At 60.5% G+C, this 24,379-nt stretch carries 19 protein-coding genes; 13 read left to right on the top strand and 6 right to left on the bottom strand.

The window, feature by feature from the left end; all coding sequences use genetic code 11:
* Nucleotides 1-83 precede the first annotated feature (83 nt).
* Nucleotides 84-1,820 (top strand): recombinase family protein, encoded by a 1,737-nt coding sequence (locus tag OGM67_12120; protein UYJ34309.1) that lies wholly within the window; start codon nt 84-86, stop codon nt 1,818-1,820.
* Nucleotides 1,821-2,346: 526 nt separating this feature from the next.
* Here OGM67_12120 and OGM67_12125 read toward each other — a convergent pair.
* A complete protein-coding gene (locus OGM67_12125; protein UYJ34310.1) occupies nt 2,347-2,724 on the bottom strand; it encodes a hypothetical protein in 378 nt (125 codons plus the stop codon).
* 341 nt (nt 2,725-3,065) lie between these two features.
* Between OGM67_12125 and OGM67_12130 the strand changes: the two genes are divergently transcribed.
* The gene (locus tag OGM67_12130; GenBank protein UYJ34311.1) at nt 3,066-4,058 is read left to right on the top strand and encodes a 2-hydroxyacid dehydrogenase; all 993 of its coding nucleotides are present in this window, start codon (nt 3,066-3,068) and stop codon (nt 4,056-4,058) included.
* A 295-nt stretch (nt 4,059-4,353) separates the two neighbouring features.
* Here the strand turns inward: OGM67_12130 and uxuA are convergent, their stop codons facing one another.
* Nucleotides 4,354-5,451 carry a mannonate dehydratase gene (uxuA, locus tag OGM67_12135; protein UYJ34312.1) on the bottom strand — a complete coding sequence of 366 codons (1,098 nt, stop codon included), beginning with the start codon at nt 5,449-5,451 and terminating at the stop codon, nt 4,354-4,356.
* Between the two features lie 358 nt (nt 5,452-5,809).
* Nucleotides 5,810-7,426 (bottom strand): mannitol dehydrogenase family protein, encoded by a 1,617-nt coding sequence (locus OGM67_12140; protein UYJ34313.1) that lies wholly within the window; start codon nt 7,424-7,426, stop codon nt 5,810-5,812.
* A 361-nt stretch (nt 7,427-7,787) separates the two neighbouring features.
* On the opposite strand from OGM67_12140, the gene OGM67_12145 reads away from it, so the two are divergent.
* Nucleotides 7,788-8,651 carry an AraC family transcriptional regulator gene (locus tag OGM67_12145; protein ID UYJ34314.1) on the top strand — a complete coding sequence of 288 codons (864 nt, stop codon included), beginning with the start codon at nt 7,788-7,790 and terminating at the stop codon, nt 8,649-8,651.
* Between the two features lie 360 nt (nt 8,652-9,011).
* Here OGM67_12145 and OGM67_12150 read toward each other — a convergent pair whose 3' ends face one another.
* Nucleotides 9,012-10,727, bottom strand: a complete 1,716-nt coding sequence (locus OGM67_12150) for an ammonium transporter (GenBank protein UYJ34315.1) — start codon at nt 10,725-10,727, stop codon at nt 9,012-9,014.
* 526 nt (nt 10,728-11,253) lie between these two features.
* On the opposite strand from OGM67_12150, the gene OGM67_12155 reads away from it, so the two are divergent.
* Together OGM67_12155 and OGM67_12160 are read left to right on the top strand one after the other, a co-directional pair.
* Nucleotides 11,254-11,667 (top strand): OadG family transporter subunit, encoded by a 414-nt coding sequence (locus OGM67_12155; GenBank protein UYJ34316.1) that lies wholly within the window; start codon nt 11,254-11,256, stop codon nt 11,665-11,667.
* A 12-nt stretch (nt 11,668-11,679) separates the two neighbouring features.
* Nucleotides 11,680-12,870 carry a sodium ion-translocating decarboxylase subunit beta gene (locus tag OGM67_12160; protein UYJ34317.1) on the top strand — a complete coding sequence of 397 codons (1,191 nt, stop codon included), beginning with the start codon at nt 11,680-11,682 and terminating at the stop codon, nt 12,868-12,870.
* Between the two features lie 297 nt (nt 12,871-13,167).
* Here OGM67_12160 and OGM67_12165 read toward each other — a convergent pair whose 3' ends face one another.
* Nucleotides 13,168-14,223 (bottom strand): hypothetical protein, encoded by a 1,056-nt coding sequence (locus tag OGM67_12165; protein ID UYJ34318.1) that lies wholly within the window; start codon nt 14,221-14,223, stop codon nt 13,168-13,170.
* Between the two features lie 3 nt (nt 14,224-14,226).
* Nucleotides 14,227-14,715, bottom strand: coding sequence for an RNA polymerase sigma factor (locus tag OGM67_12170; protein ID UYJ34319.1), 489 nt, complete (start codon nt 14,713-14,715; stop codon nt 14,227-14,229).
* 355 nt (nt 14,716-15,070) lie between these two features.
* On the opposite strand from OGM67_12170, the gene OGM67_12175 reads away from it, so the two are divergent.
* The 8 genes from OGM67_12175 (at nt 15,071) to scfB (ending at nt 24,265) form a co-directional block, all read left to right on the top strand.
* The gene (locus OGM67_12175; GenBank protein UYJ34320.1) at nt 15,071-15,961 is read left to right on the top strand and encodes a ribonuclease Z; all 891 of its coding nucleotides are present in this window, start codon (nt 15,071-15,073) and stop codon (nt 15,959-15,961) included.
* Nucleotides 15,958-16,290 (top strand): NusG domain II-containing protein, encoded by a 333-nt coding sequence (locus OGM67_12180; GenBank protein ID UYJ34321.1) that lies wholly within the window; start codon nt 15,958-15,960, stop codon nt 16,288-16,290. Before OGM67_12175 ends, OGM67_12180 begins: the two co-directional genes overlap by 4 nt.
* Before the next feature lie 105 nt (nt 16,291-16,395).
* A complete protein-coding gene (locus OGM67_12185; protein UYJ34322.1) occupies nt 16,396-16,896 on the top strand; it encodes a GNAT family N-acetyltransferase in 501 nt (166 codons plus the stop codon).
* Nucleotides 16,897-17,050: 154 nt separating this feature from the next.
* Entirely contained in the window at nt 17,051-18,184 is a 1,134-nt protein-coding gene (locus OGM67_12190) for an exonuclease SbcCD subunit D (protein UYJ34323.1), read from the top strand.
* The gene (locus tag OGM67_12195) at nt 18,181-20,676 is read left to right on the top strand and encodes an SMC family ATPase (GenBank protein UYJ34324.1); all 2,496 of its coding nucleotides are present in this window, start codon (nt 18,181-18,183) and stop codon (nt 20,674-20,676) included. Before OGM67_12190 ends, OGM67_12195 begins: the two co-directional genes overlap by 4 nt.
* Nucleotides 20,677-20,855: 179 nt before the next feature.
* On the top strand, nt 20,856-22,259 hold the full coding sequence (locus OGM67_12200) for a PLP-dependent transferase (GenBank protein ID UYJ34325.1): 1,404 nt from the start codon (nt 20,856-20,858) through the stop codon (nt 22,257-22,259).
* A gap of 179 nt (nt 22,260-22,438) precedes the next feature.
* On the top strand, nt 22,439-22,585 hold the full coding sequence (gene scfA, locus OGM67_12205; GenBank protein ID UYJ34326.1) for a six-cysteine ranthipeptide SCIFF: 147 nt from the start codon (nt 22,439-22,441) through the stop codon (nt 22,583-22,585).
* A 171-nt stretch (nt 22,586-22,756) separates the two neighbouring features.
* Nucleotides 22,757-24,265 carry a thioether cross-link-forming SCIFF peptide maturase gene (gene scfB / locus OGM67_12210; GenBank protein UYJ34327.1) on the top strand — a complete coding sequence of 503 codons (1,509 nt, stop codon included), beginning with the start codon at nt 22,757-22,759 and terminating at the stop codon, nt 24,263-24,265.
* The last annotated feature ends 114 nt before the right edge of the window (nt 24,266-24,379 follow it).

The raw sequence follows: 24,379 nt of genomic DNA on the forward strand, positions 1-24,379 counted from the left end.
TTGTTCTCCGTTTTGGTGAATAGCTTTCCTTATTATAATAGAGTATCGTTTGTCTTGCGAAAATGCACCAACCATTTCGCAAGATGAACAGCGAGGTGAACAGAATGATTTGCGTAGATTCGAATGGCCAAGCTATTGAAATTTCGGTAGCGGACCAGATGTGGCTGGATGATGCCTATTTTAAGGGAAAGCAGATGCATCTTGAAGCGGATGCACCGCGCGTTGCACTGGCTTATCGAGTATCGACAAAAGGGCAGGTAGACCACGATGATATTCCAATGCAGAAAATTGACTGCCGAAAGTTTGCACAAAAGCAAGGGTGGCGGGTGGTAAAAGAGGTGGCCGAAAAGGGCGTCTCTGGTTCTAAGGTGTCGGCCTCAAAACGCGATGCCATCCAGCAATTGAAAGAAGAAGCCGCCAACGGCGAATTTGATATTCTGCTAGTCTATATGTTTGACCGTCTCGGACGAATCGAAAGCGAAACTCCCTTTGTGCTGGAATGGTTCGTCCAGCATGGAATTCAAATGTGGAGTACCCACGAAGGTCAGCAGAAAATCGAGACACATGGCGATAAGCTGATGAACTACATCCGCTTTTGGCAGGCAGCAGGGGAATCGGAGAAAACATCCATCCGAACCCGCGATAGAATCCGGCAAATCGTGTCCAGTGGTCACTACACAGGTGGCTTCGTATGCTATGGTTACAAGTTAGAAGACCAAGGCAGACGAAACAAGCGTGATAAGCCTGTTATGGATCTGGTCATCAATGAGGAAGAAGCTACATGGGTTCGGGAGCTCTTTTATAAGGTTATCCAAGAAGGCGCCAGCGGATATGCTCTGGCTGAAATGTTAAATAACCGAGGATTGCGTACCCGTGCCGGAGCAAAGTTCCAGTCGAGCAATATAATCCGAATTATTCGCCACGAGGGGTATACAGGCTACATAATTACGAAAAATGCTCGTTCTGAGTATATTCCAGAATTGCGGATCATCGACAGGGAAACATTCGATAAGGCAAATGACATAATAAACCGCAGAAAAGCCAAATCGGAGCAAGAACGAAAAATCGCCCACACCAGTCAGAATCCAACGCTGCTGGCGGGCATCGTGTACTGTGCACACTGTGGTGCGAAGATGTCGGGATTTATGCATACGGATCGCTACAAACTGGCGGATGGCAGTATCCGCGAAAAAGTCCAGCCCAAATATAACTGCTTTCAGCGCGGTCAGCGAAACAAAGGCGGCAGAGACTGCGATGGACAGGCATTATATCTTGCGGAGAGGGTAGATGCTATCGTTCTGCAAGCGGTATCAAAGATATTTGAGCAGATTAGAGATACACCGTACTCAAGGATGGCAGAAAACCGAATAAGGCAGGAATCAAATCTACAAAAATCTAAACGCGCTTCGGTAGAAAAGAAAATTAAAACTGCACAGCATGCTTTGGAACGCTTTGAAGGTGAGATTCTGAAATGCCTTGATGGAACAAGCAATTTTACCGAGGATATGATTGCCAAGCAAATCCGGCGATACCAACAAGAACTGGATGATGCGAAAGCAGAGTATGCTGCACTTCAAAATGCGAGGCTGAACGAAGCTGCAGAGATTCGAAAACTGCGTACCTACTATGATGAATTTAGAGGCTGGGCAGAAGAATTCGATGCGGCACCATTAGAAATCAAACGCATGATACTGAGCCAACTGATAGAAAGAGTGGAGGTCGGAAGAAAGTATCAGGTTACGATAAAGCTAAATATGGAATATCAGCAATTCTTGGAAATCACAGAAGAACAGAAACTTATACCGCTGATTAGTGCGTAAAAGAAAATAGACCAGCGCCACACAAAAACGGTGCTGGTCAATGACTTTGCATAGGATATATTTAGTGATTTTGATCGTTAGAAAAGTGCTTTTTATTACAACAGCATACACCATGAGTGTGAGCAACTAAGGAGAGCAACTGACTCTTAATCAGTGGGTCCTGGGTTCGAGTCCCCGATGGTGCACCACAAAGATACCTCGCAAGAAGTTGCGGGGTATTTTTTATTGCTGTTTTCCGGAAAAGCAGGAGCTTGGTGCACCATCGGGGACGAGAACAGCCCGGGCCCCGCGTCCGCGTACCGCGGGGCAAAAACAGTCCTGCGGACTGTTTTTAGGGCGCGGGAGAGTCCCCGATTCAATGGCAGCATGATGGGGATGAGGGTAGAGAAAAGAGTGGTCGACCCCTATTCAATACGGTACTATAAAACGGAAGGCGTATTTAGCGCCTGCCGCTTGCTTTTCATTGGGGAGATATTCTCGATAGCTTTTTATAAAGAACTACGATTAAATAAACTGGAATTTGTAATTACATTCCATACATATTGGCATTCTTTACAATCACTCTATCTCCTTTTTCTAATTGTTCCTTAGAAACTCCTCTTAACCCAAGTCCAACATGTTCTGTTTTATATCCACAACCATTTGATTTTCGTTCTTTTGTATGTATATCGATGGTAGTAATTATAGTCTCTAATACACCTCCATTTGCTTTATAAACACACGCATTTTCTCCTTCTCTACACATTCCTGTTGATATGTTTCCTGTGGCAACTGTTCCAACCCCCATAATTGTAAATACATCATCAATAATCAATTCAAAGTCTTCTTTTAAACATAATGGAACATCTAATCTGTTCATATACTCTTTTTCTCGCTCTTTTTTGCTTTTACCAAATAATCCCATAGTGTTTCTCCTTTATAACTTCCGATTTAGCTAATTGTATCATATGGCGTATTGCTTTACAAGCAGCGTGAAATTTCAAGGACAGTTTTTGATTGCCGACGGCATTAAGGGGCGCGGCTATCCCATGGGTGGGAGGCTGCGCGGGCGGAGCAGAGCCCCGCCCCTACGGCGCGGTGGAAGATTCAGTTGCAGCAAAGGTAACGTTGCGCGGGCGAACAATGTTCGCCCCTACGTGGCGGTGCAAAACCAAGGCAGTGTTATCCCTACAACGGAAATCCCCCACTCCATTCAGTATAATGGGAGCGTAAACGACCGATACTGAAAGGGATTGGGGGATTGCTATGAAGATCGTCTTTTACGGGACGCGGGAGTATGACCATTACTACTTTGATGTGCTGGCGGCTGACCCGGAATATGGCTGCGAGATCAGGTTTTTAACGGCAAATCTCGATGCGGATACCGCGCCGCTGGCGCGGGGCGGGGACGCGGTGTGCGCGTTTGTCAATGCAGACTGCTCGGCGGCAGTGCTGGAAAAGCTGGCGCAGGCGGGCATCCGCTGCCTGCTGCTGCGCTGCGCCGGGTACAATCATGTGGACCTGCCGGCGGCGCAGCGGTACGGCATAACGGTGCTGCGGGTGCCGGGCTACAGCCCCGAGGCAGTGGCCGAGCACGCCATGGCGCTGGCGCTGGCCGCGAACCGCCGCATCTGCAAGGCGTATATCAAGGTGCGCAACAACAATTTTTCGCTTGATGGGCTGCTGGGGTACAACCTGTACGGCTCGGCGGCCGGTATTGTGGGTACGGGGCGCATCGGTGCGGCGATGGCCCGTATCTGCTGCGGCTTCGGCATGACGGTGCTGGCCTGCGACCAATACCGCAACCCTGCGCTGGACGGCCTTGTGCGGTATGTGGGGCTGGAGGAGCTGCTGCGTACCGCAGATCTGGTCAGCCTGCATTGCCCGCTGACGGCGGAAACCTACCACATGATCAACGCTGAGACGATCCGGATGATGCGCGACAGCGCGGTGCTTGTCAACACCAGCCGGGGCGGGCTGATCGACACGCGGGCGCTCATCAATGCGCTGCGCAGCCGCAAATTTGCCGGTGTGGGGCTGGATGTCTATGAGGATGAGGACGGTCAGGTGTTTGAAAACTTCTCCGACGATGTGTTGCGCAATGAGATCGTGCCGGTGCTGATGAGCTTTCCGAATGTGGTCGTGACGAGCCATCAGGCGTTTTTTACCCGGACCGCGCTGCAGAGCATCGCCATCACAACGATGGAGAACGCGCGGGCATTTGCGCGAGGGGAAAAGCTGGTGAATGAGGTGAAGTAAAGCCCCGCAGGCATCGCCTTTGGCAAGGAAGGCGCGGGCGGCATATATGCCGCCCCTACTGCAGGAATCCCTCCGGCCTCGCAGGCTCGGCCACCTCCCTTTGACAAGGGAGGCAAAGCTGCCGGGAGGGATGAATCCCTCCCCTACGGTTTAAAGATAACGTTGTGATACAGGGAAAGCTGCGGGCCGGGCATGCCCGGCCCCTACCGTGCGGTGCAGATTTCCCAAAACAAAAAAGCCACTGCTTGCGCAGCGGCTTTTTTGTTTTTATACAGCAACTAGAGGATGGCAGGAATCAGCGGTTCTTCTCTTCGTCCAGACGATCCAGCAGATCCCAGACGCCGAGCATGTACTGCACGCCAAGGGCGCGGTCGTACTTGCCGTAACCGGGGCGGCATTTGCCGGGGCCTTCCTCCCACAGCTGGCGGCCGTGGTCGGGGCGGATGCAGCCGTCAAAGCCGCAGTCGTGGTAGGCGCGCAGGATCTCGATGATGCCGGTCTCGCCGCAGCAGTCGCGGTGGGCAGCTTCAGAGAAGTCACCGTTCTCGAAGTGATGGATGTTGCGCACATGGGCGAACGGGATGCGGTCGCAGTGCTTGCGCACGATGGCGGCCACATTGTTGTTGGGGTTGGCGTTCATGCTGCCGGAGCAGAGCGTCAGGCAGTTGTACGGGTCATCGACCATCGTCAGGAAGCGGTCGATGCTCTCGGCGTCAACCAGCAGACGGGGCAGGCCGAAGATATCCCATGGGGGATCGTCCTGATGGATGGCCATCTTGATGTCGCACTCGCGGCAGGTGGGCATGATCGCCTCAAGGAAGTACTTGAGGTTATCCCACAGCTTCTCCTTGGTGACGGGGGCGTAGGCCTTGAACAACTCGTCCAGCTTGGCCATGCGCTCCGGCTCCCAGCCGGGGAAGGTCATGTTGTACTTCTCGGTAAATTCGAGAATGTAGTTTGCCATGCCCTTGTAGTCGTCCTTGATCAGATCCTTCTGATAGAACAGGGCGGTGGAGCCATCGCCGACCGGGTGGAACAGGTCGGTGCGGGTCCAGTCAAAGATGGGCATGAAGTTGTAGCAGATGGTCTTGACGCCGAACTTGGACAGGTTGCGGATGCACTGCTTGTAGTTCTCGATATACTGGTCGCGGGTGGGCAGACCGATCTTGATGTCATCGTGGACATTGACGGACTCAACTACGGTGGCGCTGAAGCCGGCCGCGTGGATCTGGTCTACGACCTCCTTGATTTCGTTCTCCTCCCAGATCTCGCCGGGCATTTTGCTGTGCAGCGCCCAGACGATCTCCTCAACACCGGGAATCTGCTTGATGTCGCTCAGGGTGATGGGGTCATTGCCCTCACCATACCAGCGCCAACCCATTTTCATAGACATGTGGTGCTCCTTTTGTTTGTATAGTCGTTTGCGTAGGGGCGAGGCATGCCTCGCCCTCAAGTTTCCGGTTGCAAACCCGTGAGCGGGTTATAGATTTTATGCGGCGGGCCGGACATGTCCGGCCCCTACAGCGTAGCTGCAAAGGCTTCCCCCCTTGGGGGAAGCTGTCATCGAAGATGACTGATGAGGGGGAACCTGGCCATTGCTGCTCGTTGACGGGGCAACTACGCAAACTTACCCCTCATCCGGCCCTGCGGGGCCACCTTCAGTCTCCGCGCTAAGAGCCGCCTACGGCGGTTGCGCTCCGACACGCGCCTGCGGGCGCAGCCCCTTTGGGGAAGGCTTAGGGAAGTTGCAATCAGCCGTTCACGGCCTCGTGCAGGGTCTTGCGGACGGCGCCGGGGCCTGCAATCTCGGCCTTGAAGTAGGCCTTGATCTTGTCTGCCAGCACGGTCTTGGTCAGATCGGTGCCGAAGATGGAGGCGTTAGACAGGATGCCGTCCAGCTGATCGGTGACGGTCTCGGGCTTGCCGAACTCGATGCCGGCGAGCTTGGCCTGCAGGTCGTCCTTCAGCGGGTCAGCGGAAACCTCAAAGGCGTTGCCGTTGTCGTCGATGGCCAGCAGGTAGCGCAGCCAGCCGGCGATGGCCAGAGGAATGGAAACGAGGCTGTTCAGGTCGCGGCCCTCGGCGATGTAGCTCTTGATGGTCTCGCCGAAGCGGATGCCGACCTTCTGGGAGGTGTCGGTTGCGATGCGCTGCGGCATGTCGGGCATGAAGGGGTTGGGCAGGCGCTGCTCGATGACCTCGTCAATGAAGGCCTTGGGGTCCAGAATCTTCGGGTCAACAACAACGGGCAGACCCTCGACATAGCCCAGACGCTTGATCAGGGCAACGATGTCCTCGTCCTTCATCTCGGCGCAGATCAGGTCGTAGCCCAGCATGCAGCCGTAGACGCTCATGGCGGTGTGCAGGGGGTTCAGGCAGGTGGTGACCTTCATGCGCTCAGTCTTGTTGACGGTCTCGCGGTCGGTCATATAGACGCCGGCCTTCTCCAGTGCGGGGCGGCCGTTGGGGAACTTGTCCTCGACAACCAGATACTGCGGGCGCTCGGCGTTGACAAACGCAGCGATGAAGGTGTTCTTGGAGGTGACGATGGGGGTCATGCCCTCGATGCCGTCCTTCTCCAGAGATTCCTCGACCATCTTGTGGGGGCGCGGGGTGATCTTGTCGATCATGGACCAGGGGAAGGTGATCTTGCTCTCATCGGACAGGTAGTCGATGAAGTCCTGACCGACGAAGCCCTTCTCGAGCCAAGCCTTCGCAACGGTCATGACGCTGGCCTGCAGCTTCTCGCCGTTGTGAGAGCAGTTGTCCATGCTGACAACTGCCAGCGGGGCGGCACCGTTCTGGAAACGCTCCAGCAGCAGGGCGGCGACCATGCTCATGGCGTGGCGGGCGTGGGCGGGACCCTCGTCAATGTCGGCCTGCACAACGGGCATCAGGCTGCCGTCGGGACGATAGAGGGCGTAGCCCTTCTCGGTGATGGTGAAGGAGATCATCTGCAGGCCGGGATCGGTGAAGATCTGCTTGAAGCGGGCCATCATCTTGGCGTCGGCAGAGTTGGCGCGCAGGCCCTCGGCCACAGAGCCGATGATCTCGCGGCTGGTGGTGCCGTCCGGATTCAGGGTGACATTCATCGTCAGATTGTCATACGGGGTGTAGATCTTGTCGATGATGTCGTAGTCGAAGGTGTCGGCTGCGATGATGCCGCGGTCAGCCAGACCCTCGTTCAGCAGACGCTGCTGCAGGGCGGCGATAAAGCCGCGGAAGATGTTGCCGGCACCGAAGTGGACCCAGATGGGGTGCTCCTTGGTGGCGGCGGTCATGGCGGCGTGGTCAAATGCGGGCAGCTTGACGCCCAGCTTTTCCCACTCAGCCTTCTGGTTGACGATGGAAGACGCGTTCATCTGCATAATGATTTGCTCCTTTTGTTGCTGTTGAGGGAGTGGTCCTATATGCCACTCGCGATAGTTTCAGTATAGCACGCAACTTTTCGCAAGAAAATAACCGTAGTTGCTTGAAAAATTGTAAAAATTGCGGTAAACTAAACCTAGCATCGAAAAAGGCTTCTCCCATGGGGGAGAAGCTGCCGCAGCAGGCGGCTGATGAGGGGAGAACTTGCCGCAAAAGCCCTTTTACGGGGCGGCAGCGGTACAGCCGCCCCTCATCCGGCTTCGCTTCGCTCAGCCACCTGCTCCCCTTCTGGCGCTATGCGCCACCTCCCCCGTACCGGGGGAGTCTGTCCCTCAGGGGAAGACTTTTGAGGAGTCCCTTATGTCAAACTACAACCCCTACACCAAACGCCAGACGATGATCGCGCCCGACTATGAGGTCTACCGCTACCGGTCTACCTACATGAACGAGGTCGAGCTGCACCACCATGACTTCTATGAGGTCTATCTGCTGCTGCGCGGCCGGGTGGAATATATCGTTGAGAACCAGCTCTACCGTGTGCGCCCCGGTGACTGGATGCTCTGCAGCCCGCTGGAGCTGCATCAGGCCCGTATTGCCACCGATGCCGATGCCTATGAGCGGATCGTGCTTTGGATCGCCCGGCCGTATCTGGAGGGCTTGTCCACTGCGCACACCAGCCTGACCCGCTGCTTTGACACCACGATCCCCGGCCATACGAACCTGCTGCGGCTGCCCGGCGCGACCGGCGCGCCGCTGCGCACCACGGTGGACAAGCTGTGCGCCTTGAAGGCAAGCAAGGACTACGGCAGCGACCTGCTGGCCCAGAGCGCCCTTGTGGAGCTGCTGGTCGGGCTGAACCGCGCCGCCGCCGACCGCGGCGATGCCCGGCCTGTTGGCACGAGCGATCAGGTGGTGGATGCGGTGCTGCACTACATCAACGAGCATTACAGCGAGCCGCTGACCCTTGACCAGCTCTCGGAGAAGTTCTTCATCAGTAAGTATCACCTGCTGCGCAAGTTTGATGCACAGGTCGGCACGACCGTACACCGATATATTTTGCAAAAACGGCTGCTGAACGCCAAGCAGCTGCTTGCAGGCGGCGTGCCGCCGAATGAGGTCTGTCAGTACTGCGGCTTCGGCGATTACGCGAATTTTTACCGTGCGTTCCGGGCCGAGTACAACCAGACGCCGAGACAGTATATCCAGAGTGCCAGGGGGAAGTGATGCTCCTATGTTACAGGCAAACGGCTGCTGGCGGGCAGCCTCCCCCTCATCCGGCCCTGCGGGGCCACCTTCCCCCCAAGGGGGAAGGCTTTTTTGGGAGCCTGTAGGGAGGGGTCTTGACCCCTCCGCTGTTTACCACCAAATGCCGTAAATCATCCGCCGGTTCGTAGGGGCGGCATATATGCCGCCCGGTGGTTTCCCGCAAGCAGCATTTACCGGGTAGCCGCGGGCGGAGCAGAGCCCCGCCCCTACTGCGCTACTTCCGGAAATGGCATATAACCATATAACAAACCAAGCCCCTTCCGTTTCCAGACGGAAGGGGCTTTACTGACCTTTATACCTTATATAATAGAGCAACGCTTATTCCACATCCTGCAGGGCGGCGTAATCCTGCTCGCCGGTGCGGACCTTGACGACCTTTGCCACATTGTAGACAAAAATCTTGCCATCGCCGATGTGGCCGGTGTACAGGGCCTTGGTGGCGGTGTCGATGATCTTGTCGACCGGGATCTTGCTCACAACGACCTCGACCTTGACCTTCGGCAGCAGGGTGGCGTCCACCTCGGCGCCGCGGTACCTCTCGCCGCTGCCCTTCTGCAGGCCGCAGCCCATGACCTGCGTCACCGTCATACCGGTCACGCCGATGTCGTTCAGCGCCTTCTTCAGGGTCTCAAACTTCGCAAGCTGCACGATGATGGAAACCTTGTGCATGCCGGAATCCAGCCCGGCGGGCAGCGGGGCTTCCTGCGTGACCTTGACGGCCGCCGCCACCTTGGCGGGGCTGGCCTTGGTGATGTCGTCCTCGCCGAGATCAGTGTTTTCGTTGACATCCAGCTCGGCGTAGGTCGGGTCGCTGATCGCAAAGCCGGCGTAGGCGCTCGTCAGGCCGTGCTCGTGGATGTCAAGGCCGTCCAGCTCCTCCTTCTCGGAGACGCGCAGCCCGATCGTCTTTTTGATGATCGAGAAGATGATGTACATCGTGATCAGCACCCACGCGGCCACGCTGACAACGCCCAGCAGCTGGATGCCCAGCTTGGCAAAGCCGCCGCCGTAGAACAGGCCGCCCTCGGTGGCAAACAGGCCGACCGCCAGCGTGCCCCAGCAGCCGTTGACGCAGTGGACGGAGACCGCACCGACCGGGTCATCGATCTTGGCAATCTTGTCGAAGAACTCGACCGAGAAGATGCAGAGCACACCGGCCACAATGCCGATGACGGCTGCGCCGAACGGATCGACCACATCACAGCCCGCGGTGATGGCCACAAGGCCCGCCAGCGCGCCGTTGAAGGTCAGCGAGACATCAGGCTTGCCGTACCGCACCCACGAGACGATCAGCGCCGCAACAGTGGCCAGCGCGGCGGCAAGGTTGGTGTTGAAGCAGATAAGGCCGGCGGAAATCATCGTATCATCGCCGGTCATGCTGACGGTGGAGCCGCCGTTGAAGCCGAACCAGCAGAACCACAGGATGAAAACGCCCAGCGCCATGGCGGTCAGGTTGTGGCCGGGGATGGCGCGCGGCGTGCCCGCCTTGTTGTACTTGCCAATGCGGGGGCCGAGCATCCAGGCGCCGAGGCAGGCCGTGACGCCGCCGACAAAGTGGACCGCCGTGGAGCCTGCGAAGTCATGGAAGCCGAGCTGCGCCAGCCAGCCGCCGCCCCAGATCCAGTGGCCGGAGATGGGGTAGACGATCAGGCTGATCGCGGCGGAGTAGCAGCAGTAGGCGCTGAACTTTGTGCGCTCGGCCATCGAGCCGGAAACGATGGTGGCGGCGGTCGCGCAGAACACCGTCTGGAACACCGCGTAGACCCAGACCGGCAGCGTGCCGAAGTCATAGCTGCCGCGGATGAACGGGTCAAACCCGCCGATGAGCGCGCCGGAGCCGGCGAACATCACGCCGAAGCCGACCAGCCAGTAGCAGGGTGTGCCGATGCAAAAATCCATCATATTCTTCATCAGAATATTGCCGGTGTTTTTAGCGCGGGTCAGGCCGGCTTCACACAAAGCAAAGCCTGCCTGCATAAAGAACACCAGAAACGCCGCAACCAGTGTCCATGTTACATCTGCTGAGTTGTACATACCTTGAAACCCCTCTCTCTTACTTTCGCACAGAATACTTGCAAAAGAAACAGAAAAAGCGCCGGGCAGAAATACTCTGCCCGGCGCCTTTGCCGTTCTTTTGTTGCGTTTATGCTATCACAGAGTTGCAGTCCAGTCAAGAGGGCGGGGAGATATTTTGTTCATATTTGTAGAAAATGCTGTGCGATCAGCCGAAAATGATGCTGAAAAATTGGGCGGTGTGCACAACGGCAAACGGGCAAGGCCCCTCCGACTTCGCTTTGCTTGTCACCTCCCCTGAGAGGGGAGGCTCTCACGCGGGCGAAGCCCGCGCAAAAAGGCGCCCCACGCAGTGGGGAGCTGGCCGAGCCTGCGAGGCCTGAGGGGCTTTGGCACCTTCCCGCAGCCGCCCCAACATCCTCATCCATACAATTCCCCAAAAATATTCATTTTTTTGTAAAAAAATCTACCCAAAAAAATCACTTTGTGCTATAATATCATCAAATAGCCTTTTTCCGGCCGTTTACCAATTAAAGGAGGATCATCCATGCCCAACCTAGCTCTGCTTGCCCTTGAAGCCAGCGACGGCACCGTTGTTCTGACCAGCATTACACTGGTTTTCGCGATGCTGGTGGCCCTGTGCCTTATCATCACGCTGGAAGGCAAGATCTTCGACAACATCAACAATAAGAAGAACGACAAGCCTGCCGCGCCGAAGGCCCCTGCGGCCCCCGCTGCCAAGGCTGCCCCTGCCGCTAAGCCCGCTGCCCCTGCAGCCAAGGCTGACAACGGCTCCATCCCCGGCGAGATCATCGCCGCCATCTCCGCTGCCGTGGCCTCTGTGTGCGGCGGCAATGCCGTCATCCGCGGCATCAAGCGCGTTTCCAAGCCCGCTGCCGGCTCCCGCCGCGGCGCATGGGGTGACGCAGGCGTGCGCGAGCATACCACGCCCTTTATGTAAGGAGGTACGGAAATGGGTGCGATTTTTACCAATATTGCGGAGATCTTCGCAAAGTCCGGCTGGGCACAGATCCTCTTCACCGAGGGCGGCTGGAAGTACGCCGTCATGCTGGCAGTGGCCTGCGTGCTGCTGTATCTGGCCATCGTCAAGCAGTTTGAGCCGCTGCTGCTGCTGCCCATCGGCTTCGGCATGCTGATGACCAACCTGCCCCTCGATGGCATCTTCCACATGGACATCTTCATCAACGAGACGAACCATATCAACTGGGAGCTGCTCGGTTCCTCCGGCGGTATGGTCGACTACATCTATCTGGGCGTCAAGCTCGGCATCTATCCGCCGCTGATCTTCCTCGGCATCGGTACGATGACCGACTTCGAGCCGCTGATCGCCCGCCCGTCCAGCCTGCTGCTGGGCGCTGCCGCACAGCTGGGTATCTTCTTCACCTTTGTCGGCGCTAAGATTCTGGGCTTCACCAATCAGGAGGCCGGCGCAATCGGCATCATCGGCGGCGCGGACGGCCCCACCGCCATCTATGTCACCACCAAGCTGGCCCCGCATCTGCTCGGCTCCATCGCGGTCGCTGCGTACTGCTACATGGCGCTGGTGCCGGTTATCCAGCCGCCCATCATGAAGGCTCTGACCACTGAAAAAGAGCGTAAGATCGTCATGACGGCCCCCCGCCGCGTCTCCAAGACCGAGAAGATCCTCTTCCCCATCATTGTCACCATCATCGTTGCCCTGACCCTGCCTGACGCCGCCATTCTGGTCGGCTGCCTGATGATGGGCAACCTGATGAAGGAGTCCGGCGTTGTTGAGCGTATCACCAAGACCGCCGGCAACGAGCTGATGAACATCATCACGATCTTCCTCGGCTTCTCGGTCGGCTGCACCACCAACGCCGCCACCTTCCTGAACATCCAGACCGTTGAGATCATCGTTCTGGGCATCGTCGCCTTCGGTGTCGGCACCGCTGGCGGTGTCATCCTCGGCAAGATCATGTGCGTGGTCACCCACGGCAAGATCAACCCGCTCATCGGCTCCGCCGGTGTTTCCGCCGTTCCCATGGCCGCTCGTGTTTCCCAGAAGGTCGGCCAGGAGTACAACCCCCGCAACTACCTGCTCATGCACGCCATGGGCCCCAACGTTGCCGGTGTTATCGGCTCCGCCGTTGCCGCTGGTATCCTGATCAATATGTTCGGCTGATACTGACATAAAAAGTAAGCACCCGCATGGTTCGCGCCATGCGGGTGCTTTTTTCTCTTTGGCTTCCCCTGCGGGGGAAGCTGTCGCCCGCAGGCGACTGATGAGGGCAGAGTTCACCACGGCATCCCGTCAACGGGGTGCCCCCGCAAACCTGCAAAAGCCCCTCAGGCCTCGCAGGCTCGGCCAGCTCCCCACTTCGTGAGGAGCCTTTCTCGCGGGCTTCGCCCGCGCAACAAGCCGCCCCTTACAGGGGAGGTGGCCGAGCGTCAGCGATGGCCGGAGGGGCTTTTGCCGCGTTTACTTCACCTCAAACCTCTCCCCGTCGATCTCGACATACGCCACGGCCTCGGGGTCGATCAAGTTGTAGGTGTTCACCCGCAGAGCGCTCTGACCGGAAGATTTTCTCACGCGGCCATAAAAACCCTGATAAAACTCTCCGTCCCAGCCGTAGGTCAGTTCCGTGCCGTCAGCGCGGAACAGCTTCACGCGGGATTGCACATCGTACCGCGAGGTCCCGCCCAGCGGAAGACTGCCGTGATTCTTGCCGATGACGCTGACCGCCAGCGGTTCAATACGAACCTCTTGAATGTCAAACGTTGCATCGGGATATTCAGCAGCCTCTTCATCGGTCATATCATAATGGAACCAGTGGCCGCCCTTCAGCGAGATGGTTTTCTTTACGTTTATCGTCACTGCTTCAGCCATGTCGGGCAGCATGACCTTAACATGTGCAGAGGCCTTGTAATTTGTTAAATCGCAGATATACAGCGTTCGCGTGTCGGTGGCCGTCTGGGTCAACGGAATATCCACATAGCAGGAGAGAACATCGCCTTCGCTGACCGCGTTGCGCGTTGCCCACGAACCAATGGCGTACCCATAACATGGCCCTACCTGTGCGTTGCTTGCAATATAGAGCCGCTTGTCGCCGCTGTTGTCCGCTGCACGCAGGTAAAACGCGCCGGTGTCCCACACCAAATCGCTTGGCTCCATCCCTTGGGCGTTGTCCACATCGTACAGCACCCGCAGCGTGTTTTCGCCGCGCAGCAGCGCCTTTACACTGACCGTGCGGCCGTTGATCTCGGCGGTCAGCGGTTCGTCCAGCACCACGCCGTACTTCTGCACCAGTGCGTTCGTCTCGTTGGCGGCGCTCATGGGGTGGAAAAGCCCCAGCACCACCGCGCCCGCGGCCACTAAGCAGAGCGCTGCCGCCGCAGCGACCAGCCGCCAGCCGCGCAAAGCATGCAGCCTTGGGCGGCGCGCCAGTACTTTTTGGCGCAGTGCAGCGGTTTCCTCCGCCGTCAGGGCGTCCGCCAGCGGCGGGTTGTCGTTCATCCAGCGTTCCAGTTCGGTCATAGGTCAGCCCTCCTTCAATAGCTTTTGCAGTGCCAGCCGTGAGCGGTGCAGCCGGGTGCGCACCGTGGCGGCGGGCATGGCAAACCGCGCACCCAGCTGGGCCGCCGTCTCGCCGTATAAGTAGCGCCGCAGAAACAGCTCACCGTCCGGCGGCGGCAGCGCCATGATCTGCGCCATCAGTTCGCGGCTTTCAAGATGGCTTTCCAGCGCTACAGCCAGCTCGGCGTCATCGCGGTCGTCCAGCGGCAGCGTCTCGCCCCGGCGCAGCAGGGCGCGGTAGCGGTCGATGGCGCACTGCCGCGCCGTCAATACCACAAGCCGCCGCCGGTGCGCTTCGTCGGCAGGCAGCTTTGCGCTGCGCCACAGCTTGTAAAATGTGTCGGCCTCGGCTTCCTCGGCGTCCTGCGGGTGGCCCGGCAAAATGGCCCGACACACCGCCCGTACCGCGCCGCCGTAGTCCCGCAACAGTGTGTCCAGCTCGTGTTCTGTCATGGGCGTCGCCCCCTTTCATAAAGATTATACGACAAAAACGGGCGGAGTGTTTCAAAAACTTTGGCTTCCCCCGAGGGGCTGCGCCCGCAGGCGCGTGTCGGAGCGCAACCGCCGCTTTTTTTGCGGCGGCTCTTAGCGCGTAGACTGAAGCTGTCGCCCGCAGGCGACTGATGAGGGGCGGCGTTCCCGCAGCAACCCGTTCACGGGCAATAGAGAAAGCGCTGCCCCTCATCCGCCCTCGGTCGGGGCCTCGGGCACCTTCCCCCAAGAGGGAAGGCATACGCCTGTTGTACTCCTCCCTGATCTGTGCTATAATACGCTTAATAATGGGGTACTGTTGGAAAGAGGTGAGCCGATGCTGAAGGTAACGCTTTTGGGTACGGGCAGCACGCAGCCGCTGCCCGACCGCGCGCTGGCGGCTGCCGCTGTGACGGTGGCCGGGCGCAGCGTTCTGCTCGACTGCGGCGAGGGCACGCAGGTCGGGCTGCGGCGGTACGGCGTCAGCGCGTACCGGCTTTCGGCCGTGCTGCTGACCCACTACCACGGGGACCACATTCTGGGTCTGCCCGGGCTTTTGCAGACGCTGGGCAGCCTGAACCGCACCGAGCCGCTGACCGTCTACGGCCCTGCGGGGCTGGATGCAGTCGCGCGGCCCGTCATGGCGCTGGCAGGTGCGCAGCCCTATCCCGTCCTCTGGCGGGAGGCGGACGCGCCGTTTGCCGTAGATGCGCTGAAAATCACGCCGTTCCCGCTGGAACACCGCGTGCCCTGCTGCGGCTACGCGCTTGAACTGCCCCGCGCAGGCCGGTTTGACCCCGCGCGGGCGCGGGCGGCGGGCATCCCGGTGGCGTATTGGAAAACGCTGCAAAAGGGTGCGGCGGCCGGCGGCTTCACGCCGGAGCAGGTGCTTGGCCCGCCGCGCCGGGGCCTCAAGGTCGTCTATGCGACTGACACCCGCCCCTGCGCCGCGCTGGAAGCCGCCGCCCGGGACGCCGACCTGCTTTGCATGGATGCGACCTACGCCGATGACGCCGACCTGCCCAAGGCCCGGCTCTACGGCCACACGACCTGCCGCGAGGCGGGCGCGCTGGCCGCCGCCGCCGCGGTGCGCCGTCTCTGGCTGACCCACTACAGCGCCGCCGTGACCGACACCGCCCCCGGGCTGGCTGCGGCCCGCACGGCTTACCCTTTAGCGCTGGCCGGGTATGACGGCATGGCGCAGGAACTGGAATTTGACAAAGAATGACGAACAAACGCAAAAATATCATCTTCATTGCGGCGGTTCTGGCCGCGGCGGCGGTGCTTTGGCTGGTATGCCGCACCGGCGGCAGCGGGCATACGGCGGTGCTGCGCTACGGCACGCCGCAGACGGAGCAGCGCATCGACCTGCGCAGGGACGCCGACTATGACATCGACACCGGCCGGTACACGATCCACCTGCATGTGGAAAACGGCGGCATTGCCTTTGTGGACAGCCCCTGCCCCGACCACCTGTGCGAGGGGTTCGGCGTGCTGAAAAACGAGGGCGACTGGGCCGCCTGTATGCCGGCGAAGGCGAGCGTTACCATTGAATAAATGTAGGGGCGGATTCCATATCCGCCCGCGGCACCTGCCGTAAGCTGCACGGGCGCATATAGAATGCGCCCCTACGGCGGCATATGTTTACCAAAAGGAGTTACTATGAACCCGACATTCAAACAAGTTACCAAGACCCGTTATGTGCAGCTGGTTTCGGAGCTGGCACAGGAAATTTTTGTGCAGCACTACACCAAGCTGACGCCCAAGGTCGCCGCCGCGCTGGCCGATAAGTACCAGAGCGACATCCTGACCGATGACGAGATCCACAGCGGCGTTATCAACTATTTCCTCGTCTATCTCGGCACCGAGCCGGTGGGTTATTTTGCACTCGACCTCGGCCCGGCGGGCGCCATGTGCCTGAGCCGCCTGTTTTTGAAGGAGAAGGCCCGCGGCAAGGGCATCGGCCGCAGCGCTGTGGCCTACGCCCAGAAGCTGGCCGAGGGGGATGGCCGCAGCCGCCTTTACCTGAAGGTGTGGGCGCGCGACCTCAAGGCCGAGGGCTTTGCGAAAAAATGCCGCTTCCGCAAGGCAGAGACCGCCCCGATGGAGGTCCTGCCCGGCGTGACGCTGGATATTACCACATGGGAGAAGCTGTGGCGGTAACGCAGTGAATTTGTAGGGGCCGATGCTTGCATCGGCCCGCGGGGCGTCGAGGACGCCGCCCCCTACAAACGGCAAGCACCCCATCCCCGCAAGGCCGCGGGCCGGACATGTCCGGCCCCTGCAGCGCGGTAAACGCAAAATCTGGAGATACACTATGAAACTTCTGCACTTGGCTGACCTGCACCTTGGCAAACGGGTCAACGGGTTTGATATGCTGGAGGATCAGCGCTTTATTCTGGAGCAGATCCTGACCCTCTGCGATAAGCACGGCGTCGAGGCCGTGGTGCTGGCGGGCGACATCTACGACACCCCCGTCCCCCCGGCTGCGGCCTGCACGCTGCTCGACTGGTTTTTGACACAGCTTTCGCTGCGGCATGTACCGGTGCTGGCCGTGTCCGGCAACCACGACAGCGCCGAGCGCCTTGATTTCGCCAGCGGCCTGCTGGCAGAGCAGGGCGTTTACATCGCCGGGCGGTTCCACGGCATGCCCAAGCAGGTCGTGCTGCATGACCGCTACGGCCCCCTTGAATTTACCCTGCTGCCCTTTGTGCGGGCGGCCACCGTGCGCCACTATCTGCCCGAGGCCGAGATCTCCGACTATGATTCTGCCGTGGGCGCGGCGCTCGCCGTCTGTGAGCCTGCCGCCCCCCGCCGTGTGCTGGTGGCCCACCAGATGGTGGTCTCCGGCGTATGCCCGCCCCAGCTTGCCGGCAGTGAGACGGCCCCCCTGACGGTCGGCACGGTGGATTCTATTGATGCAGCGCGGTTTGCAGGCTTCTGCTATGCGGCGCTCGGGCATATCCACCGCGCGCAGCGGGTCGGCATTGACGCCGTGCGGTACGCCGGCTCGCCGCTGTGCTACCATCTGGACGAGTGCGGTATGCAGAAATCCGTCACCCTTGTGCGGATCGGCAAGCGCGGTGTCGAAAAGATCGAGCAGCTGCCGCTGACGCCCCGCCGCGCCATGCGCCACCTGACCGGCCCGCTGGCCAAGCTGGTCGCGCACCCCACCGACACCGAGGATTATATCTGGGCGACCCTGACCGACCCGACCCCGCTGCCCGATGCGATGGCCCAGCTGCGCGCGGCCTACCCCAACGCGATGCGGCTCGACTACCAGCCCAAGGGCACGGCGGCGCTGCCGGCCGATATGACCCAGGCCGTCAAGGGCAAGCCCTTTGCCGAGCTGTTTCAGGACTTTTTCACCAAGATGAACGGCCGTGCCCTGACGACCGAGGAAGTGCTGGCCGTGAAAAAACTGCGCGAGGAGGCGTCAAAAAGCGAATGAAACCCCGGAAGTTGATCTTGAACGCCTTCGGCCCCTACGCCGGCCGCACAGAGCTGGATTTTGCGGCGTTCGGCGGCAACGGCCTGTTTTTGATCGGCGGCGATACCGGCGCGGGCAAGACCGCCCTGTTTGACGCCATCACCTTTGCGCTCTACGGCGAGACCTCGGGCGAAAATAGAAAAACAACGATGCTGCGCAGCGATTTTGCTGCACCGGAGGCCGAGACCTCGGTGGAGTTGACCTTTACCCATCGGGGGCGCAGCTACACGGTGCGCCGCTGGCCCGACCAGCAGCGCGCGGCCAAGCGGGGCAGCGGCATGGTCAAGGTGCCCGCCAAGGCCGAGCTCATCCGCGAGCCGGACGAGCCGGTCAGCGGTGCCTCCGCTGTGACGGACGCCGTTGTCAAGCTGCTGGGCATTGACGCCAGGCAGTTTGCGCAGGTGTCGATGCTGGCGCAGAACGATTTCACCCGGCTGCTGAACGCCCCCTCCGCCGAGCGGGCCGCCATCCTGCGCCGCGTTTTTGACACGGCCGACCACCAGCGCCTTGGACAGGCCGCCGTGGACTACGCCCGCCGCGCCGAGGAAGAATGTAAGCGGCTGGATGATGTACTTTTGATGCATGTAGGCGCCCTGCTGGGGGAGGGCGCCGATGAGCAGACCGCCGCCGAGCTAACCGAAATGCAGGACGACCGCGACCCCTTTGCCGCAGGCGCTGCCGCAGAGCTTGGCAAGCTGCTGCTTGAGGCCGATGAGGCGAACGAGAAGCGCCAGACCGCCGTCATGAAGGAGCTGGACGAGAAGATCGCCCGCGGTGACGCAGGCCTTAAAATTGCCGAGGAGCGCGCCGCCCGCCGCCGCCAGCTGGCCGGCCTCATCGCCGAGGAGCAGCGCGCCGCCGATGTCGAGCACCAGACCGACATCATCATGGCCGACCTTGAAAAGCGGACGGCGAGCCTCAAGGAGAGCATTGCCAAAAACGAGGCCGACCGCGCCGCGCTGAGCCAGGCTGAGGCCGACCTGCTGAAAACCGACCACCGCATTGAGCTGGCGGAGGGGCTTTCTGCCGACTGCAGGCAGCTTTTAAGCCAGCTGCAGGACGCTGACAAGGCCCGGCAGGACGCCGCAGACCGCCAGACCGCCTATGTGGCGGCGCAGGCCGCGCTGGACAAGGCCGAGGAAGAGTACAGCACGCTGCAGCGCCAGCTTAACGCCAACCGCGCCGGCCTGCTGGCCCGCGATCTGGAAAAGGGCAAGCCCTGCCCGGTCTGCGGCTCGACCCGCCACCCCAAGATCGCGGCCCTGCCCAAGGACCACATCACCGAAAAGCAGTTGGAGGAGCGCGAGAAGGAGCTGACGGCCCAGCGCCGCACAACGGCCGCCGCCAGCCGCACTGCCGGTGACGCCGCTGCCCACGCGCATGAGCTGCGCGCGGCATTGCAGCGCGACGCAGATGGATTTTTCGCCCGCCGCGGGGACCGCTATACGGGCAAGCCCGCCGCCGAGCTGACACCGGACGAGCTGAAAGCTGCCCTGACTGCCCAGCAGGAGAGCTTGGCCGAGGGGCTGCGCGGCCTGCAGGCCGACCACCTGAAGCTGAAGCAAAAGACCGACCGCGCCAAGAGCCTTGCCAAGCAGGCAGACATCCTGACCCGCCAGTTGGCTGAACTGGACAAGCAGCAGTTTGCCGCCACCCGCCGCGCTGCCAACGCCAAGGCAGGCCACGCCGCTGCCACGGCCCGCGTGCAGCAGATGCAGGAGACGATGCCCAAGCGGGATAACCCCGATGCGCTGGAGCGCCTGCAGGAGGCACTGGCCCGGCTGCGCAGCGACCGCGCCGCCGCTATGGATGCCCGCGATGCGGCGGTCCACCGGCTGCACACCAACCGCGCCGCGCTGGATGCCCTGCACAAGGCCATGCGGGAGAGCGCCGCCGCCCGGGAAAAGCGGGCCATGTGGGACAACCTCTCCAAAACGATCAACGGCAACCTGACCGGAAAAATCAAGCTTCCGTTTGAACAGTACGTACAGGCGTTCTATTTTGACGGCGTGGTCGAGGCTGCCAACCTGCGCTTCACCCGCATGACGGACGGGCAGTACCGCCTGCTGCGCCGCCGGAGCGAGGCCGTCAGCGGCAAGACCGCGCTGGATCTCGATGTTTTTGACGCCTACACCGGCAAGACCCGCCCGGTGGGCAGTCTGTCGGGCGGCGAGAGCTTTATGGCCGCCCTGAGCCTTGCGCTGGGCATCAGCGATACGATCCAGCAGAACGCGGGCGGCGTGGTCATCGAAACGCTGTTTATTGACGAGGGCTTCGGCTCGCTTGACGCCGACAGCCTTGAAAAGGCCGTTGATACGCTGGCCGGGCTGGCCGGGGGCGATAAGCTCATCGGCGTCATCTCCCATGTCGAGGCCCTGCAGGACCGCCTGACCCGCCAGATCCGCGTGACCAAGACACGGGCGGGCAGTAAGGCTGAAATTGAGATTTCGTAACCCCAAAGGCTTCTCCCCTTGGGGGAGAAGCTGCCGCCCGCAGGCGGCTGATGAGGGGAGAGCCTGCCGCTGCCAGCCGCAAAAGGGCGGGCATGGTACAGTCATCCCTCATCCGCCCTCGGGCGGGGCCTCGGGCACCTTCCCCCACTTGGGGGAAGGCTTTTTATATAAGGTATGCTATGACAAAATCGACGCTGCAACAACAATTAGAAGACCTCTCCGCTGCCCGCTACCCGCTGCACATGCCCGGCCACAAGCGCCGCACTTTGCCCGCACCGGGGCTTGGCTGCGCTGCGTGGGATATGACCGAAATTGACGGTGCGGACGACCTGCACGATGCGGACGGCATTTTGGCCGCTGCCATGCAGCGCACCGCCGCCCTGTACGGCAGCCGCCGCTGCTGGTATCTGGTGGGGGGCAGCACGGTCGGCCTGCTGGCGGGCATCCGCGCGCTGGCACCCTTCGGCAGTGAGGTCATTGTGGCGCGCAACTGCCACAAGGCCGTCTATCACGCCCTTGAGCTGGGGCAGCTGACCGCCCATTACCTGACGCCGCCGGTCGATGCGGCGTTCGGCATCTACGGCAGCGTGCCGCCCGCCGCGGTGGCTGCCGCGCTCGATGCGCACCCGCAGGCGCGCTGCGTCATCCTGACCAGCCCGACTTACGAGGGCGTTGTAAGCGATATAGCGTCCATTGCAAGGCTCTGCCACGCGCACGGCGTGCCGCTGCTTGTCGATGAGGCGCACGGCGCGCACTATCTGCCGTTTGCCGCGCAGTACGGCTGGCAGGGCGGCGCGGTCGCGGCGGGGGCCGACCTTGTCGTGCAAAGCGCCCACAAAACGCTGCCCAGCCTGACCCAGACCGCCTTTTTGCAGCTGAACGGCAGCCTTGCGGACCCCGCCGAGGTCGAACGCCAGCTTGATGTATTTGAGACAAGCTCACCCAGCTACCCGCTGCTCGTCAGTCTGGACGGCTGCACCGGCTGGCTGGCGCAGCAGGGGGACACGGCCTTTGCCGCATGGCGCGCCCGGCTGGACCGATTTGACGCTGCAGCGAAAAAGCTGCAGAACACGCGCATCCTGTGCTGCGGCGCGGACGCGCCCCACCCGGACTTTTTTGCGCACGATGCCGGCAAGCTGCTGCTGCAGATCGGCGCGGCGGGCGCAGCGTATTTGCGGGAAAACGGCTTTGAGCCGGAGATGGTCTGCGGCCCCAATGTGCTGGCGATGACAAGCCCCTGCGATGCAGAGGACGCGCTGGACCGGCTGGCCGATGTGCTGGCCGCGTGGGACAAGACCGCTGCGCCGCCCGCCGCTGCGCCGCATATTCTGCCCGCGCCCGGCGCGGTGCGCTGCACGATCGGCGCGGCACTGCTGCGCCCGTCCCGCATTGTGCCGATGCAGAGCGCCGTGGGGCAGACCGCCGCCGAGTACCTCTGGGCCTACCCGCCCGGCGTGCCGCTGATCGCCCCCGGCGAGGAGGTGACGGCGGCACTGGCCGCCGCGTGTGAGGCGCTGGAAAAGGCGGGGACGAGGATCAAGCATATTGGGGGAAGCAGCGCGCAAGAAATCCGCGTTCTGTAGGGGCCGGGCATGCCCGGCCCGCGGCTTTCCCGCAAAAGCGCATCTGCCATACGGTTGAGGGCCGCACATGTGCGGCCCCTACAACGCTACCAAAAATCAAGAGACGGTTTCTATTGACAAACCCTCCCTTTTCATGTATTATAGTAATAATTCTAAATGTATAAAGGGGTGACTGTTTTATGAAGCACATCCAGACTCTCGAGACCCGCGATATGGCGAAGAGCCTGCTGAACGGCGGTTGCGGCGAGTGCCAGACTTCCTGCCAGAGCGCCTGCAAGACCAGCTGCGGCATTGCCAACCAGCCTTGCGAGAAGACCGACAAGTAATTTTTGCTGGCTTTGATGCCGGGGTGCCGTGTGGCAGCCCGGCATTTTCTATGATATGATGCGGTGGGGCGCATAGGAAATGTGCCCCCGCAAGGGGTTGCCGTAGGGGCGGATTCCATATCCGCCCGTGGCCGCCTGCCGTATATCCAACCTGACAAAACGGAGAAAACCATGATCCATCAATACAAATTAAGCGGTTACAACATTGTGCTGGATGTCTACAGCGGCAGCGTACATGCGGTGGATGACGTCGCCTATGACGCCATCGCCCTGATCGAGCAAGGCAGCAGCCGGGAGCAGGCTGCTGCAGCCCTCGCCAAAAAGTACGCGGGCCGCGCCGATGTCACGGCAAACGACATCAACGATGTGCTGGACGATATTGACGAGCTGACCGCCGCCGGCCAGCTGTTTGCGCCCGATGCCTACGCCGACCACGCCTTTGACTTTAAAAACCGTTCCAATGTGGTCAAGGCGCTCTGCCTGCATGTGGCCCACACCTGCAACCTGAACTGCAGCTACTGCTTTGCCGCGCAGGGCAAATTCCACGGCGAGGCCGGGCTGATGAGCTTTGAGACCGGCAAGCGCGCGCTGGACTTTTTGATCGAAAACTCCGGCACCCGCCGCAATCTGGAGGTCGATTTCTTCGGCGGTGAGCCGCTGATGAACTTCGAGGTCTGCAAGCAGCTGGTTGCCTATGCGCGCAGCATCGAGGGAAAGTATAACAAGAACTTCCGCTTTACGATGACGACCAACGGCATCGGCATCACCGATGAAGTCATTGACTGGTGCAACAAGGAATGCCATAATGTTGTGCTTTCGCTCGATGGCCGCAAGGAGGTCAACGACCGCTTCCGCGTGGATCTGGCCGGTAACGGCAGCTATGACCGCATCGTGCCCAAGTTCCAGAAGCTGGTCAAGGCGCGCGGCGGCAAGGGCTACTATATGCGCGGCACCTTTACGCATCACAATGTTGATTTTACCAAGGACCTGTTCCATATGGCGGACGACCTCGGCTTCAGCGAGCTGTCGATGGAGCCTGTTGTGGCGCCGCCCGACTCCCCCGAGGCGCTGACCGAGGAGGATCTGCCCAAGCTGTTTGACCAGTATGAGCTGCTGGCCAACGACATGCTGCGCCGCCAGAAGGCTGGCAAGCCGATCACCTTCTACCATTACATTCTGGATCTGAAGCACGGCCCCTGCATCTACAAGCGCATCTCGGGCTGTGGCTCCGGCACCGAGTATATGGCCGTGACCCCGTGGGGCGATCTCTACCCCTGCCACCAGTTTGTGGGCGACCCGAACTACAAGCTGGGCAATGTCTGGGACGGCGTGACCAACACCGCCCTGCGCGATGAGTTCAAGCTCTGCAATGTCTACGCCCGCCCCGACTGCAAGGATTGCTGGGCGCGGCTCTACTGCGCGGGCGGCTGCGCGGCCAACGCGCTGCACGCCACCGGCGACATCCACGGCACCTATGAGTACGGCTGCAAGGTGTTCCGCAAGCGGATGGAGTGCGCCCTGATGATGCAGGTCGCACAGCGCCTTGACCCCGAGCTGGCGAAGAACGCCGTGCAGTTCGAGAGTGACTGCGACGGCTGCGGGGCGACGGAGTCGAGCGCCGCCTGCGGCGGATGCAGCGAGACGGAGGAAGCGCAACGGTCGCAGAAAACGAGCCTGTAAAGGCGAAGTTTGATGCGGTAACCGCAAGAGTAGGGCAACGACGGCGCGTGCGAGAAGTAAATAGCCATTGAGTATGCCGCTCTGTAGGGGCCGGGCATGCCCGGCCCCTACCGC

This window comes from Oscillospiraceae bacterium, assembly GCA_025757985.1.
Classification (GTDB): Bacteria; Bacillota; Clostridia; order Oscillospirales; family Ruminococcaceae; genus Gemmiger.